This window comes from Citrobacter telavivensis, from assembly GCA_009363175.1.
Taxonomy (GTDB): Bacteria; Pseudomonadota; Gammaproteobacteria; order Enterobacterales; family Enterobacteriaceae; genus Citrobacter_A; species Citrobacter_A telavivensis.
Map to the genome: position 1 here is coordinate 313497 of CP045205.1, position 14472 is coordinate 327968.

The window sequence follows — 14472 nt, forward strand, 5'->3', positions numbered from 1 at the left end:
TATGCTTAACATCGTTTTATTTGAACCAGAAATCCCGCCGAACACGGGCAATATTATTCGCCTTTGCGCCAATACCGGTTTTCGTCTGCATATCATTGAGCCGATGGGCTTTACGTGGGACGACAAGCGCCTGCGCCGCGCCGGTCTGGATTATCACGAGTTCGCTGCCGTCCAGCGCCACCACGATTATGACGCCTTTGTCGGCGCAGAAAATCCGCAGCGCCTGTTTGCCCTCACCACGAAAGGAACGCCGGCGCACAGCGCGGTGAGCTATCAGGATGGCGATTACCTGATGTTTGGTCCGGAAACGCGCGGCCTGCCAGCCAGCATTCTCGATGCTCTGCCCGCTGAACAAAAAATCCGTATTCCGATGATGCCGGACAGTCGCAGTATGAACCTGTCAAATGCGGTGTCGGTGGTGGTGTATGAGGCGTGGCGCCAGTTGGGATATCCTGGTGCCGTATTGCGCACACTTTGAATTGTCGGATGGCGGCTGTCGCCTTATCCGACCTACGGTTTTATAGGCCCGGTAAGCACAGCGCCACCGGGCAAGAGGTCAGATACCGTCGCCGTATTCGAAAGTATGGTGAATCCCGTTGAAGTGCTGATCCATATCCATTGACGGCTTATCGCTGTCTGGCTTGCCGACGATGCGCGCCGGAACGCCAGCGGCGGTGGTGTGCGGCGGAACGGGCTGTAACACCACGGAACCGGCACCAATTTTCGCCCCACGCCCGACTTCGATATTGCCGAGGATCTTCGCCCCCGCGCCAATCATCACACCTTCACGAATTTTAGGATGGCGATCGCCGCTGGTTTTACCAGTACCGCCGAGGGTGACCGATTGCAGGATCGACACGTCATCTTCGATCACCGCTGTCTCACCGACCACGATGCCGGTGGCATGGTCGAGCATGATCCCACGGCCAATTTTCGCCGCCGGGTGAATATCCACCTGGAACGTCACGGAGACCTGGTTTTGCAGGAAGATTGCCAGTGCGCGACGGCCTTCATTCCATAGCCAGTGACCAATGCGGTAGGCCTGCAAGGCATGAAAACCTTTCAGGTACAAAAGCGGGGTGGAGTATTTGTCGACTGCCGGGTCACGCGTGCGGACTGCCTGAATATCACAGGCTGCCGAGGCGATCATTTCCGGGTCTGCCGCGTACGCTTCTTCGACCACTTCACGAATTGCAATAGCGGGCATAATGGGCGATGCCAGTTTGTTCGCCAGCATATAGCTCAGCGCACTGCCCAGATTCTCATGCTTGAGTAGCGTTGCGTGGTAAAAACTGGCCAGCATAGGCTCACAGTCTGCCAGAGCGCGGGCTTCGGCTTTTATATTTTTCCAGACGATATCCAGTTCTTCACACGGCATTGCGGGCTCCAGGTAATGAGGCTAACGACCGGCCCGTTCTTCGCGGGCCGGGTCGTTTTTAAAAACGGATCCTTGAGACTAGTGGCTGCTACGCTCATCCTTGCGTGCACGACCTAATAACGTCAATGCTGCCTCGCGCGCGTTTTTTCCGCAATATAATACTTGATAAATTTCCTCGGTTATTGGCATTTCGACACCAAAACGGTGCGCCAACTCGCGAACTTCTTTCGTATTGCGGTAGCCTTCAACCACCTGTCCAATCTTGTCCTGCGCGCCTTGTACATCCATGCCCTGACCGAGCATCATGCCAAAACGACGGTTTCGCGACTGGTTGTCGGTACAGGTCAGCACCAGATCGCCTAATCCGGCCATCCCCATAAAAGTTGCCGGATCGGCACCCAGCGCCGTGCCCAGACGTGACATTTCCGCCAAACCGCGAGTAATCAGTGCGGTACGAGCATTAGCACCAAAACCAATGCCATCAGACATTCCCGCGCCAATCGCAATCACGTTCTTCACCGCACCACCCAACTGGACGCCGATGAAATCCGGGTTGCTGTAAACACGGAAGCTCTTGCCACAGTGCAGCAGTTGCTGCAAATCGTCAGCAAAGGTGTCGTCAGTAGAGGCCAGAGAGATAGCCGTCGGCATTCCTGCCGCCAGTTCTTTTGCGAACGTCGGGCCGGAAATTACCGCCAGCGGGATTTGATCGCCCAGCGCTTCACGGGCAACGTCCTGCAACAGGCGTCCCGTTTCCGCTTCCAGCCCTTTGGTCGCCCATACCAGACGCGCGTCAGGACGCAGCAGTGGTTTAATCTGTCGTAGCACTTCGCCAAAGACATGGCTTGGCACTACCACCAGAATATCGCGACTGGCCGCCAGCGCAGTGGCTAAGTCACTTTCGAGGCGCAGCGTATCGGGAAAAGGCACATCCGGGAGGAACGCGACATTGCAGCGATCGTGCTCAAGGGTCGCGATATGTTTAGGATCGTGGCCCCACAGGACAACCTGATGGCCATTTCTTGCCAGAGTGATGGCAAGAGCGGTGCCGTACGAGCCGGCACCGATCACAGTCATTGAAGCATTACTTTGGTTCATCAGGCATCCTGATGTTCTTCAGTACCTTCGCCAGACTGCTGCTGTAAATAGTTCATGAACAGCGCATCAAAGTTAACCGGCGCAAGGTTCAGTTGCGGGAATGTACCACGTGAAACCAGGCTGGTGATGCATTCGCGGGCATACGGGAACAGGATGTTCGGGCAGTATGCGCCCAGGCAATGCGCCATCTGGGTGCCTTCGATTCCGCTGATAGAGAAGATACCGCCTTGCTGAACTTCGCACAGGAACGCCGTTTCTTCACCCAGGGAAGCCGTTACGGTAACACGCAGCACCACTTCGTATACGTCGTCTGCCAGTTGGGTAGATGCCGTATCCAGATCAAGTTTAACCTCTGGCTGCCAATCTTTCTGGAAAACATGCGGCGCATTTGGCGCTTCAAAAGAGACATCTTTGGTGTAAATACGCTGGATCTGGAAAGCCATTTCGGTGTTGTTTTGTTCTGACATGTGTAGAAAACCCTTTAGTGTTGTCCTTAAATACCGCTTGATGCCAATAACATGGCCCAGCGTTAGCTCAGCAGGGGATCAAGTCCACCACGCGCATCCAACGCATACAAGTCGTCACAGCCACCAATGTGCTGTGCATCAATAAAAATCTGCGGAACCGTCGTACGACCACTGCGCTTGATCATCTCTTCACGCTTTACGGCATCGCCGTCGATCGGAAGTTCCTGGAAGCTCACACCCTTGCTGCTCAACAGCGCTTTCGCACGATGGCAAAACGGGCAGGTTGCTTTGGTGTAGATCTCGATGTTGGCCATACTTATCTCCAATTTCATTTTACTCTGGGGATTTCATATTGCAGGCAGCCCTGCCCCGTGAAAGACGACGGGTAAATTACTTACCGCGAACCAGCGGCAGGTTCTCGCCACTCCAGCCCGCAACGCCTTCTTTCAGCACAGACACTTTCTCAAAGCCCGCTTTGAGCAGCGCGTTTGCCGCTTCCTGGCACTGCATGCCGGAACCATCGACCACGATAACCGGTTTGTCTTTGTGCTTTTCCAGCTCGCCCACGTTGTTCGCTTTGATTTCGCTTGGCAGCAGGTTAATTGAACCCGCGATATGGCCTTTGCGGAAATCATCACGCTGACGTAAATCCACGATAACGGCGTCTTCTTTGTTGATAAGACGCGTGGCTTCACCGCGAGTGATAACCTTTACTTTCGACGTCAGGCCTTTAAACGTGGTGAACAAAACCGCCACCAGTAACGCAATCCAGGCGATACTCAGTATGGGATGGCGACTAACAAATTGCATAATTTCTTGCATGGGGGGTAACAACTCCCGACTCAGTGATTAAAAAAACCAGGACAGGAGTATACCTGCGCGTTGGCGCAAATACAGCCAGCGCGTGCAATGGATTGCATTTTTGCGGGGCACTACGGAAAAAAAAGCGCAAATCCGTGCCATCCAGGAACTACCCTGCCCCATTCTTTGATCTTCTGAGGCTATTTTATCGATTCAGCTGTAGTAAAATTACGCAATTATTTTGTCTCTTGAGTGTGAGGTTTCGCAATGTCGGTTTCTAAAAAACCTATGGTACTGGTGATTCTGGATGGCTATGGCTACCGTGAAGAGAGCCAGGACAACGCCATTTTTAATGCCAAAACCCCGGTAATGGACGCGCTGTGGGCAAAACGCCCGCATACCCTGATCGATGCTTCCGGCCTGGAAGTCGGCCTGCCCGATCGTCAGATGGGTAACTCCGAAGTCGGTCACGTTAACCTAGGCGCGGGCCGCATCGTGTATCAGGACCTGACCCGTCTGGACGTTGAAATTAAAGAACGGACTTTCTTTGCTAATCCAACGCTGACCGCGGCTGTTGACCAGGCGAAAAATGCCGGTAAAGCCGTGCACATTATGGGCCTGCTCTCTGCTGGCGGCGTCCACAGCCACGAAGATCACATCATGGCGATGGTTGAACTGGCAGCAGAACGTGGCGCAGAAAAAATCTATCTGCACGCTTTCCTCGACGGTCGCGATACGCCGCCGCGCAGTGCAGAGTCCTCCCTGAGAAAATTTGAAGAGAAATTTGCCGGGCTGGGCAAAGGTCGCGTCGCCTCCATTGTGGGTCGTTACTACGCCATGGACCGTGACAACCGTTGGGATCGCGTGGAAAAAGCGTATGACCTGATGACGCTGGCGCAGGGTGAATTCCAGGCCAATACCGCCGTTGAAGGTTTGCAGGCTGCCTACGCCCGCGATGAAAACGATGAGTTCGTGAAAGCGACCGTGATCCGCGCGGAAGGTCAGGCTGACGCCGCCATGGAAGACGGTGATACCCTGATTTTCATGAACTTCCGTGCTGACCGCGCGCGTGAAATCACCCGTGCCTTTGTTAACGCTGACTTCGACGGTTTCGCACGTAAGAAAGTGGTTAACCTGAATTTCGTCATGCTGACCGAATACGCAGCCGACATCAAAACGGCCGTTGCTTATCCACCGGCTTCGCTGGCAAACACGTTTGGCGAGTGGATGGCGAAGAACGATAAAACGCAGTTGCGTATCTCCGAAACCGAAAAATACGCCCACGTCACCTTCTTCTTCAACGGCGGCGTCGAAGAACCGTTCACCGGTGAAGACCGCATCCTGATCAACTCACCGAAAGTGGCGACCTACGATCTGCAGCCGGAAATGAGCTCTGCAGAGTTGACCGAAAAACTGGTTGCGGCTATCGAGAGCGGAAAATACGACACCATCATCTGTAACTACCCGAACGGCGACATGGTCGGTCACACGGGTGTGATGGAAGCGGCGGTTAAAGCGGTTGAAGCGCTGGATCACTGTGTTGAGCAGGTGACGAAAGCGGTTGAGTCCGTTGGCGGTCAACTGCTGATCACCGCTGACCACGGCAATGCCGAGCAGATGCGCGATCCGGCAACCGGTCAGGCGCACACCGCGCACACTAACCTGCCGGTACCGCTGATTTATGTCGGCAACAAAAATGTGAAAGCGATGGAAGGCGGCAAACTTTCCGATATCGCCCCAACCATGTTGACACTGATGGGCATGGAAATCCCGCAAGAGATGACTGGTAAGCCGCTGTTCATCGTGGAATAATCCGTCCCCATGAGGGGAAAGACGATAAATAGCAAAAATGGGGCCATGAAGCCAAGACGGTTTTCAGTCAGGCCCCTGATTTACGCCAGCGTGGTGAGCGCTGGCGTATTGTTGTGCGCCTTTTCCGCCCACGCGGATGACCGCGATCAGCTTAAATCCATTCAGGCGGATATCGCCGCCAAAGAACGTGCGGTACGTCAACAACAGCAGCAGCGTTCAGGCCTGCTTGCGCAACTGAAGGCGCAGGAAGAGGCCATCTCTGCCGCCGCACGCCAGTTACGTGAAACGCAAAACACCCTCGCGCAACTGAACAAGCAAATCGATGAAATGAATGCGTCTATCGCGAAGCTGGAACGGCAGAAAGCCAATCAGGAGCGCAGCCTTGCCGCGCAACTGGACGCGGCGTTTCGCCAGGGTGAACACACCGGCATTCAGCTTATCCTCAGCGGTGAAGAGAGTCAGCGCGGCCAACGTTTGCAGGCCTACTTCGGTTATCTGAACCAGGCGCGCCAGGAGACGATCAACGAGCTGAAGCAGACTCGCGAAGAGGTCGCCGCCCAGCGTACTGAACTGGAAGAGAAGCAGAGTCAGCAACAGACCCTACTGTATGAACAGCGCGCCCAGCAGGCGAAGCTTGAGCAGGCGCGTAACGAACGTAAGAAAACCCTTGCCGGGCTGGAGTCCTCTATTCAGCAGGGTCAGCAACAGCTCAGTGAACTGCGCGCCAACGAATCCCGTTTGCGCAATAGCATTGCCCGAGCCGAGGCGGCCGCCAAAGCACGCGCCGAACGCGAAGCACGCGAGGCGGAAGCGGTACGTAATCGCCAGAAAGAGGCTACCCGCAAAGGCACCACTTACAAACCCACTGACAGTGAGAAATCGCTGATGTCGCGTACCGGCGGACTGGGTTCGCCACGCGGTCAGGCATTCTGGCCGGTTCGTGGTCCCACGCTGCATCGCTATGGCGAACAGCTGCAAGGTGAGCTACGTTGGAAAGGGATGGTTATCGGTGCGTCTGAAGGCACTGAAGTGAAAGCCATTGCCGATGGTCGTGTCATTCTGGCGGACTGGCTGCAGGGGTATGGGTTGGTTGTCGTCGTTGAACACGGCAAGGGCGATATGAGTCTTTATGGCTACAACCAGAGCGCGCTGGTCAGCGTCGGTACGCAGGTTCGCGCCGGTCAGCCAATTGCGCTGGTGGGTAGCAGCGGTGGTCAGGGCCGACCGTCGCTCTATTTCGAAATTCGTCGCCAGGGTCAGGCCGTCAATCCACAACCGTGGTTGGGAAGATAAGTTTTGCCTCAATTTCGCCGTACCGTTCTTTCATTCGCCAGCCTGCTGGCATTCGCATCCCCTGTTTTTGCTGGCAAACTCGCCATCGTCATTGACGATTTTGGCTATCGTCCACATTACGAAAATCAGGTTCTGGCGATGCCGGCCCCGATCTCCGTTGCCGTTTTGCCGAATGCACCTCATGCGCGCGAAATGGCGACCAAAGCGCACAACAGCGGTCATGAAGTGCTGATCCATCTGCCGATGGCGCCGCTGAGTAAACAGCCGCTGGAGAAGGACACGCTGCGCCCGGAGATGAGCAGCGACGAAATTGAACGGATCATCCGCGAGGCGGTTGGTAAAGTGCCTTACGCGGTGGGGCTCAACAACCACATGGGCAGCGCAATGACCTCCAGCCTGTTTGGTATGCAGAAAGTGATGCAGGCGCTGGAACGCTACGATCTCTATTTTCTCGACAGTATGACCATCGGCAACAGTCAGGCGATGCGTGCCGCATCCGGGACCGGCGTGAAGGTGATTAAGCGGAAAGTGTTTCTCGATGACACGCAAAACGAAGGAGACATTCGCCGCCAGTTTACCCGCGCGATTGATCTGGCTCGCCGCAATGGTTCTGCCATCGCAATAGGCCATCCTCATCCGTCGACGGTGCGTGTGTTACAGCAAATGGTGTATAACCTGCCAGCCGACATCACCCTTGTGCGCCCGAGCAGCCTGCTCAATGAGCCGCAGGTGGATACCTCCACGCCGAATCTGACACCGCCGAAAACCAATGATGCCCCGCGAAATCCGTTCCGCGGCGTGAAGTTGTGTAAACCGAAGAAACCGTTAGAACCGGTCTACACCAGTCGATTCTTCAGCGTGTTAAGCGAAAGCATCAGCCAGAGTACGCTGGTGAACTGGTTCCAGAATCAGTGGCAGGGTTGGGGAAAATCGCCCCGCGACAACACCGCTAACCCAGGTTAAGCGCTTTACGCGCGGTACGATGGTGCGAACGCGTTTTGTCGCGCCATTGGTACAATCGTACTGACCACAGTAACGTCTGATACGCGACTTTAGCGCTACGTACGTTCATCACCATACGTTTATACATCCCCGAGGTAAAAATCTCGGCAATCATTCGCTGACGCGTCAACGTATCCGGCTCTTTGCGCACGGAATGACAAACACGCAATGCTTCATACGTTATTTGTTGATGAAATTCAGGATAGATCGTAATCCGGTCGGCATAATTCCGGTTCAGCTTCTCTAATAAGCGGGTAATCTTAATGTAATGCCGCTGATAGTTCAGATTTTTATTACCCTGACGTTTCAGTCGGCTGACAGAATTATTATGCAGAAAATACTTATACAAAGATTCTTCGGTATAACGGGCACGCAGCGCGTTAAACATAAACTCCGTGGTCCACACAATATCCTGATGATGTAATCCGGAAATAAAGCGGATGTTATTCTTTTCAATCACATCCCGACGGTAAACGCCCATCCACACCACGTGAGTCCAGCGGCGGGAAGAGAGCGCCATACGCAACCAGTCCGGACCGGTTAATACGCCGGTTGAGCGAATACGGTCGGTTGGAATGGATTGCCAGGTCACGCCGGTATCCCGCTCGCTCCAGTCGGCGTTGCACTGCGCAACATCCAGATCGTCTTCCAGCGCCATCGTCATCAGCGTTTCGTACATGTGCGGATAGACGAGGTCATCCGCATCGACAAACGCGATATACTTGCCGGTGGCAACGTCCATCCCCCGGTTGCGGGCAACCGAAGCCCCGGCGTTCGCCTGGTGCAGCAGTCGTACATGGGGATAGTTTTCGGCGTAATACTTTGCTATATCAACAGAATTATCCGTTGACCCATCATTAACAATAATAATTTCCAGGGCAGTCCACGTTTGCGCGATGAGAGATTCCATGCAGGCTTTAAAATCATTACCCGCATTATATAACGGGATAATAACACTGAGTCTGTTTGTACTGTTCATCATAATAAATTACCGAATACCTTTGAAGTTATCTGCCTTTTTACAGCCTTTGTATTAAGAAACGATTAAGGCTGAAAATAATATTTGTAAAGGCTCCAGGAGACTTCAGCGTAGAGGCATCAGGTAAACAGCAATATAAGACTACGACGTGATTACGAATTATTTATGACAATGACAATTCTTTACAGCTTTCCAGATATTCCTCAGGAAATAAGGCCGGACATTCCGGCCTTTTCTGATTAATTCCAACTGAGAATGACTTTCCCGGACTGGCCTGAGCGCATTGCATCAAAGCCTTTCTGGAACTCATCAATCGAGAAGCGATGGGTGATAATGGGCGACAGATCCAGACCAGACTGTATCAGCGCAGCCATTTTGTACCAGGTTTCGAACATCTCGCGACCGTAAATGCCTTTAATGAACAGCCCTTTAAAGATCACTTTCGTCCAGTCGATAGACATGTCTGAGGGAGGAATGCCCAGCATGGCAATCCGGCCACCGTGGTTCATGGTGTCCAGCATCGCGCGGAAGGCTGGCGGCGCACCGGACATCTCCAGACCGACGTCAAACCCTTCGGTCATGCCCAGTTCTTCCATCACTTCGCTCAGGCTCTCTTTTGACACGTTAACCGCACGGGTGATACCCATCTTACGCGCCAGTTCAAGACGGTACTCGTTAACGTCGGTGATCACCACGTTGCGTGCGCCCACGTGCTTCGCAACCGCAGCCGCCATGATGCCAATCGGACCGGCACCCGACACCAGCACGTCTTCGCCGACCAGATCGAACGACAGCGCCGTGTGCACCGCATTGCCAAACGGGTCAAAGATGGAGGCCAGATCATCCGAGATATTGTCCGGAATTTTGAACGCGTTGAACGCCGGGATCACCAGATATTCTGCGAAACAGCCCGGACGGTTCACGCCTACGCCCGTGGTATTACGACACAGGTGGGTACGTCCGCCACGACAGTTACGGCAGTGTCCGCAGGTGATGTGACCTTCGCCAGATACGCGGTCGCCGATCTTAAAGCCTTTCACTTCCTGACCGATACCGACCACTTCGCCAACGTACTCATGGCCGACAACCATAGGAACCGGAATGGTTTTTTGCGACCACTCATCCCAGTTATAGATGTGAACGTCAGTGCCGCAGATGGCTGTTTTACGGATTTTAATCAGCAGATCGTTGTGGCCAACTTCCGGTTCCGGAACGTCGGTCATCCAGATGCCCTCTTCCGCTTTCAGTTTGGATAACGCTTTCATCTCACATCCTCAGGCAATAACGCCCAGTTGTTTACCAATGCGGGTGAAGGCTTCCACCGCGCGGGTGATTTGTTCCGGGGTGTGCGCCGCAGACATCTGAGTACGAATGCGCGCCTGACCTTTCGGAACAACCGGATAGAAGAATCCTGTGACGTAAATACCCTCTTTTTGCAGCTCGCGGGCAAATTCTTGTGCAATCACCGCGTCGCCCAGCATTACCGGGATAATCGCGTGATCGGCACCAGCCAGAGTGAACCCGGCGGCAGACATTTGCTCGCGGAACTGGCGCGCGTTTGCCCACAGGCGATCGCGCAATTCGCCGCCAGACTCGACCATCTCCAGCACTTTGATGGAAGCAGCGACAATCGCCGGGGCCAGCGAGTTGGAGAACAGATAGGGGCGAGAGCGCTGACGCAGCCACTCAACGACCTCTTTGCGCGCGGCAGTATAGCCACCAGAAGCCCCGCCAAGCGCTTTACCCAACGTCCCGGTGATGATGTCCACACGGCCCATCACATCGCAATATTCGTGGGAACCACGACCGTTCTCACCAACAAACCCTACCGCATGGGAGTCATCGACCATCACCAGCGCGTTGTATTTATCTGCCAGATCGCACACGCCCTTCAGGTTGGCTATCACACCATCCATTGAGAACACGCCGTCGGTGGCAATCAGCACATGACGAGCCCCGGCATCGCGCGCCTCTTGCAGACGAGCTTCCAGTTCCTGCATATCGTTGTTGGCATAACGCAAGCGCTTCGCTTTACACAGTCGCACGCCGTCAATGATAGAGGCATGGTTCAGCGCGTCAGAGATAATCGCATCTTCAGCACCCAGCAGCGTTTCGAACAGACCGCCATTGGCATCGAAACAGGAGGAGTAAAGAATGGCATCTTCCATGCCGAGGAATGCAGCCAGTTTTTGTTCCAGCTGTTTATGGCTGTCCTGAGTGCCACAGATAAAGCGCACCGACGCCATCCCAAATCCGTGAGAGTCCATACCGGCTTTCGCCGCGGCAATCAGCTCCGGATGGTTCGCCAGCCCCAGGTAGTTGTTGGCGCAGAAGTTAATGACGTGGCTACCATCCGCCACAGTGATATCTGCCTGCTGAGCAGATGTGATAATGCGCTCTTCTTTAAACAATCCTTCCGCACGGGCGGTTTGCAGATCGTTAGTTAACTGTTTGTAAAAATCCCCACGCATTGCGATTCTCCAGACTGGGCAAATTTCAGCACATCTTACCTAACCCTGGTCGCTGATACGAGATGACGCATTATCACTTCTTTAAAATGCAGGATAAATCACGCGTACCCACACGACCATTCGGTGAATGGCTGAAGCCAACGCTATGTAGTGATATGATAAGAGATATTCGTGTCTGAGATAGTCTCTGACTCCATAATTCATAGGTTACAGTTATGATCATCGTTACCGGCGGCGCGGGCTTTATCGGCAGCAACATCGTTAAGTCCCTGAATGATAAAGGCATCACCGATATTCTGGTGGTGGACAACCTGAAAGACGGCACCAAATTTGTTAACCTGGTGGATCTGAACATTGCCGACTACATGGATAAAGAAGATTTCTTAATCCAGATTATGGCGGGTGAAGAGTTCGGCGAGATCGAAGCGATTTTCCACGAAGGTGCCTGCTCTTCCACCACCGAGTGGGACGGTAAGTACATGATGGATAACAACTATCAGTACTCCAAAGAGCTGCTACACTACTGCCTGGAGCGCGAAATTCCGTTCCTGTATGCCTCTTCTGCGGCCACCTATGGCGGTCGTACTTCTGACTTCATTGAATCCCGCGAATATGAGAAGCCACTGAACGTCTACGGCTACTCAAAGTTCCTGTTTGACGAGTACGTGCGTCAGATCCTGCCAGAGGCCAATTCACAGATCGTGGGTTTCCGTTACTTCAACGTCTACGGACCGCGTGAAGGCCATAAAGGCAGCATGGCAAGCGTGGCTTTCCATCTCAATACGCAGCTCAACAATGGTGAAACGCCGAAGCTGTTCGAAGGTAGTGAAAACTTCAAGCGCGACTTCGTGTATGTTGGCGACGTAGCTGACGTTAACCTGTGGTTCTGGGAAAATGACGTCTCCGGCATCTTTAACCTGGGCACTGGCCGTGCTGAATCCTTCCAGGCCGTAGCCGATGCCGCGCTGGCGTACCATAAGAAAAGCGAGCTTGAGTACATTCCATTCCCGGAAAAACTGAAAGGTCGTTACCAGGCATTTACTCAGGCCGATCTGACCAACCTGCGCGCTGCGGGCTACGATAAGCCCTTCAAGACCGTTGCCGAAGGCGTAACGGAATATATGGTCTGGCTGAACCGCGACGCGTAAGTATGAAAATTTTGGTGGTAGGCCCGTCATGGGTGGGCGACATGATGATGTCGCAAAGTCTCTATCGCACGCTCAAGGCGCGCTATCCCCAGGCGGTAATCGACGTGATGGCACCGGCATGGTGCCGTCCGCTGTTATCGCGGATGCCGGAAGTCAACGAGGCGATTCCAATGCCGCTTGGACATGGGGCGCTGGAACTGGGCGAACGTCGCAAACTCGGTCACAGCCTGCGTGAAAAACGCTACGACCGTGCGTATGTACTGCCCAATTCGTTTAAATCCGCACTGATTCCTTTCTTTGCCGGTATCCCTCATCGTACGGGTTGGCGCGGCGAAATGCGCTACGGCCTGCTTAACGACGCGCGCGTACTGGATAAAGACGCATGGCCCTTAATGGTCGAACGCTATGTCGCGCTGGCCTACGACAAAGGCGTGATGCGCACGGCAAAAGATCTGCCGCAGCCGCTGCTATGGCCGCAACTCCAGGTGAGCGAAGGCGAGAAGTCGTTAACCTGCAGCGCGTTTTCGCTTTCTGACGAACGTCCAATGATCGGCTTTTGCCCCGGTGCAGAGTTCGGTCCGGCAAAACGCTGGCCGCACTACCACTATGCAGAGCTGGCAAAACAGCTCATTGATGAAGGCTATCAGATTGTGCTGTTTGGCTCGGCGAAAGATCATGAGGCCGGAAACGAAATTCAGGCAACGTTAAGTGACGAACAGCAGGCCTGGTGCCGTAATCTGGCAGGTGAAACACAACTGGAACAGGCGGTCATATTGATTGGCGCGTGTAAGGCCGTTGTCACCAATGATTCCGGCCTGATGCACGTCGCCGCGGCGCTGAACCGTCCGCTGGTCGCCCTCTATGGACCAAGCAGCCCGGATTTCACCCCTCCACTGTCACATAAAGCGCGCGTGATTCGCCTGATTACGGGCTATCACAAAGTGCGTAAAGGCGATGCCGCCGAGGGCTATCATCAGAGCCTGATCGACATTACACCTGCGCGCGTACTGGAAGAACTCAACAGCCTGTTACTGCAAGAGGAAGCCTGACGAATGCGGGTTCTGATCGTCAAAACATCCTCAATGGGTGATGTGCTACATACGCTGCCGGCACTCACGGATGCACAACAGGCCATCCCGGATATTCAGTTTGACTGGGTGGTTGAAGAAGGATTTGCGCAGATACCGTCCTGGCATGCCGCGGTGAACCGCGTCATCCCCGTGGCGATTCGCCGCTGGCGTAAAGCCTGGTTTTCAGCACCGATTAAAGCGGAGCGCAAAGCCTTTCGTGACGCCGTACAGGCCGAACGCTATGACGCGATCATCGACGCTCAGGGGCTGGTGAAAAGCGCGGCGCTGGTCACGCGTCTGGCGCATGGAACAAAACACGGCATGGACTGGCAAACCGCGCGTGAACCGCTGGCCAGTCTGTTCTATAATCGCCGCCATCACATCGCCAGACAACAGCATGCCGTAGAGCGTACGCGTGAACTGTTCGCGAAAAGCCTGGGCTATCAGAAACCGATGTCACAGGGCGATTACGCCATCGCGCAGCATTTCCTTACCTTCGGAAATACGGATGAACAGCCCTATGCGGTATTTTTGCATGCCACTACGCGCGATGATAAACACTGGCCGGAGTCGAACTGGCGAACGTTAATCAGTCTGTTGGCTGACAGTGGGATAAGCATTAAATTGCCCTGGGGTGCGCCTCATGAAGAAGCACGGGCGAAGAGGTTATCGGAAGGATTCGCTCACGTTGAGGTATTACCGCGAATGACGCTGGAAGGTGTCGCTCGAGTGCTGGCTGGGGCAAAATTTGTCGTTTCAGTCGATACGGGGTTAAGCCATCTGACCGCTGCACTCGATCGACCCAATATCACGTTGTACGGTCCTACGGATCCGGGGCTCATTGGTGGTTATGGGAAGAACCAGGTGGCGTGTCGCGCGCCAGGAAATCAATTAGCAACGCTAAGCGCTGATTCCGTCCGCGACGAGCTCACATCATTATTATAAAAGGTAAA

General features: G+C 54.1%; 15 protein-coding genes. 7 read left to right on the plus strand and 8 right to left on the minus strand.

The genetic code is table 11. From position 1 onward, the window contains the following. The first annotated feature begins 1 nt into the window (after position 1). The gene (gene trmL / locus GBC03_03670; protein QFS69371.1) at positions 2–478 is read left to right on the plus strand and encodes a tRNA (uridine(34)/cytosine(34)/5-carboxymethylaminomethyluridine(34)-2'-O)-methyltransferase TrmL; all 477 of its coding nucleotides are present in this window, start codon (positions 2–4) and stop codon (positions 476–478) included. Between the two features lie 78 nt (positions 479–556). Here the strand turns inward: trmL and cysE are convergent, their stop codons facing one another. The 5 genes from cysE to GBC03_03695 form a co-directional block, all read right to left on the minus strand. Continuing rightward, positions 557–1378 (minus strand): serine O-acetyltransferase, encoded by an 822-nt coding sequence (cysE, locus tag GBC03_03675; protein ID QFS69372.1) that lies wholly within the window; start codon positions 1376–1378, stop codon positions 557–559. A gap of 78 nt (positions 1379–1456) precedes the next feature. Next, positions 1457–2476 (minus strand): NAD(P)H-dependent glycerol-3-phosphate dehydrogenase, encoded by a 1020-nt coding sequence (gpsA, locus tag GBC03_03680; GenBank protein QFS69373.1) that lies wholly within the window; start codon positions 2474–2476, stop codon positions 1457–1459. Beyond that, positions 2476–2943, minus strand: coding sequence for a protein-export chaperone SecB (gene secB / locus GBC03_03685; GenBank protein ID QFS69374.1), 468 nt, complete (start codon positions 2941–2943; stop codon positions 2476–2478). The genes gpsA and secB overlap by 1 nt, the downstream gene beginning before the upstream one ends. Before the next feature lie 62 nt (positions 2944–3005). Further along, a complete protein-coding gene (gene grxC / locus GBC03_03690; GenBank protein ID QFS69375.1) occupies positions 3006–3257 on the minus strand; it encodes a glutaredoxin 3 in 252 nt (83 codons plus the stop codon). A 76-nt stretch (positions 3258–3333) separates the two neighbouring features. After that, a complete protein-coding gene (locus GBC03_03695) occupies positions 3334–3765 on the minus strand; it encodes a rhodanese-like domain-containing protein (GenBank protein QFS69376.1) in 432 nt (143 codons plus the stop codon). A gap of 246 nt (positions 3766–4011) precedes the next feature. Here GBC03_03695 and gpmM point away from each other — a divergent pair, with 246 nt between their 5' ends. Genes gpmM through GBC03_03710 form a run of 3 tightly spaced genes read left to right on the plus strand, consistent with a single transcriptional unit; the run spans position 4012 to position 7812 of the window. After that, positions 4012–5556 (plus strand): 2,3-bisphosphoglycerate-independent phosphoglycerate mutase, encoded by a 1545-nt coding sequence (gene gpmM, locus GBC03_03700; protein ID QFS69377.1) that lies wholly within the window; start codon positions 4012–4014, stop codon positions 5554–5556. Positions 5557–5565: 9 nt separating this feature from the next. Beyond that, positions 5566–6849 carry a murein hydrolase activator EnvC gene (gene envC / locus GBC03_03705; protein QFS69378.1) on the plus strand — a complete coding sequence of 428 codons (1284 nt, stop codon included), beginning with the start codon at positions 5566–5568 and terminating at the stop codon, positions 6847–6849. Between the two features lie 3 nt (positions 6850–6852). After that, complete coding sequence (locus tag GBC03_03710; protein QFS69379.1) at positions 6853–7812, plus strand: divergent polysaccharide deacetylase family protein; 960 nt, start codon at positions 6853–6855, stop codon at positions 7810–7812. On the opposite strand, the gene GBC03_03715 is transcribed toward GBC03_03710, so the two are convergent. From GBC03_03715 to kbl, 3 genes are all read right to left on the minus strand, one after another. After that, entirely contained in the window at positions 7799–8833 is a 1035-nt protein-coding gene (locus GBC03_03715; GenBank protein QFS69380.1) for a glycosyltransferase, read from the minus strand. The two genes, GBC03_03710 and GBC03_03715, sit on opposite strands and share 14 nt — an antisense overlap. 236 nt (positions 8834–9069) lie before the next feature. Further along, a complete protein-coding gene (locus tag GBC03_03720; protein ID QFS69381.1) occupies positions 9070–10095 on the minus strand; it encodes an L-threonine 3-dehydrogenase in 1026 nt (341 codons plus the stop codon). Between the two features lie 9 nt (positions 10096–10104). After that, positions 10105–11301, minus strand: coding sequence for a glycine C-acetyltransferase (gene kbl, locus GBC03_03725; GenBank protein QFS69382.1), 1197 nt, complete (start codon positions 11299–11301; stop codon positions 10105–10107). Between the two features lie 215 nt (positions 11302–11516). Between kbl and rfaD the strand changes: the two genes are divergently transcribed. The 3 genes from rfaD to rfaC are packed head-to-tail and all read left to right on the plus strand — an operon-like array spanning position 11517 to position 14464. Continuing rightward, positions 11517–12449: an ADP-glyceromanno-heptose 6-epimerase gene (rfaD, locus tag GBC03_03730; protein QFS69383.1), complete on the plus strand. Its 933-nt coding sequence runs from the start codon at positions 11517–11519 to the stop codon at positions 12447–12449. A gap of 2 nt (positions 12450–12451) precedes the next feature. Continuing rightward, positions 12452–13498 carry an ADP-heptose--LPS heptosyltransferase RfaF gene (gene rfaF, locus GBC03_03735; GenBank protein QFS69384.1) on the plus strand — a complete coding sequence of 349 codons (1047 nt, stop codon included), beginning with the start codon at positions 12452–12454 and terminating at the stop codon, positions 13496–13498. A gap of 3 nt (positions 13499–13501) precedes the next feature. After that, on the plus strand, positions 13502–14464 hold the full coding sequence (rfaC, locus tag GBC03_03740; GenBank protein ID QFS69385.1) for a lipopolysaccharide heptosyltransferase RfaC: 963 nt from the start codon (positions 13502–13504) through the stop codon (positions 14462–14464). Positions 14465–14472: the final 8 nt, after the last annotated feature.

What these genes read in the sequence shown, in the direction of transcription:
- trmL (QFS69371.1), top strand. Translation starts at nt 2, where the DNA reads ATGCTTAACATCGTTTTATTTGAACCAGAAATCCCGCCGAACACGGGC.
- cysE (QFS69372.1), bottom strand. Translation starts at nt 1,378, where the DNA reads ATGCCGTGTGAAGAACTGGATATCGTCTGGAAAAATATAAAAGCCGAA.
- gpsA (QFS69373.1), bottom strand. Translation starts at nt 2,476, where the DNA reads ATGAACCAAAGTAATGCTTCAATGACTGTGATCGGTGCCGGCTCGTAC.
- secB (QFS69374.1), bottom strand. Translation starts at nt 2,943, where the DNA reads ATGTCAGAACAAAACAACACCGAAATGGCTTTCCAGATCCAGCGTATT.
- grxC (QFS69375.1), bottom strand. Translation starts at nt 3,257, where the DNA reads ATGGCCAACATCGAGATCTACACCAAAGCAACCTGCCCGTTTTGCCAT.
- GBC03_03695 (QFS69376.1), bottom strand. Translation starts at nt 3,765, where the DNA reads ATGCAAGAAATTATGCAATTTGTTAGTCGCCATCCCATACTGAGTATC.
- gpmM (QFS69377.1), top strand. Translation starts at nt 4,012, where the DNA reads ATGTCGGTTTCTAAAAAACCTATGGTACTGGTGATTCTGGATGGCTAT.
- envC (QFS69378.1), top strand. Translation starts at nt 5,566, where the DNA reads ATGAGGGGAAAGACGATAAATAGCAAAAATGGGGCCATGAAGCCAAGA.
- GBC03_03715 (QFS69380.1), bottom strand. Translation starts at nt 8,833, where the DNA reads ATGATGAACAGTACAAACAGACTCAGTGTTATTATCCCGTTATATAAT.
- GBC03_03720 (QFS69381.1), bottom strand. Translation starts at nt 10,095, where the DNA reads ATGAAAGCGTTATCCAAACTGAAAGCGGAAGAGGGCATCTGGATGACC.
- kbl (QFS69382.1), bottom strand. Translation starts at nt 11,301, where the DNA reads ATGCGTGGGGATTTTTACAAACAGTTAACTAACGATCTGCAAACCGCC.
- rfaD (QFS69383.1), top strand. Translation starts at nt 11,517, where the DNA reads ATGATCATCGTTACCGGCGGCGCGGGCTTTATCGGCAGCAACATCGTT.
- rfaF (QFS69384.1), top strand. Translation starts at nt 12,452, where the DNA reads ATGAAAATTTTGGTGGTAGGCCCGTCATGGGTGGGCGACATGATGATG.
- rfaC (QFS69385.1), top strand. Translation starts at nt 13,502, where the DNA reads ATGCGGGTTCTGATCGTCAAAACATCCTCAATGGGTGATGTGCTACAT.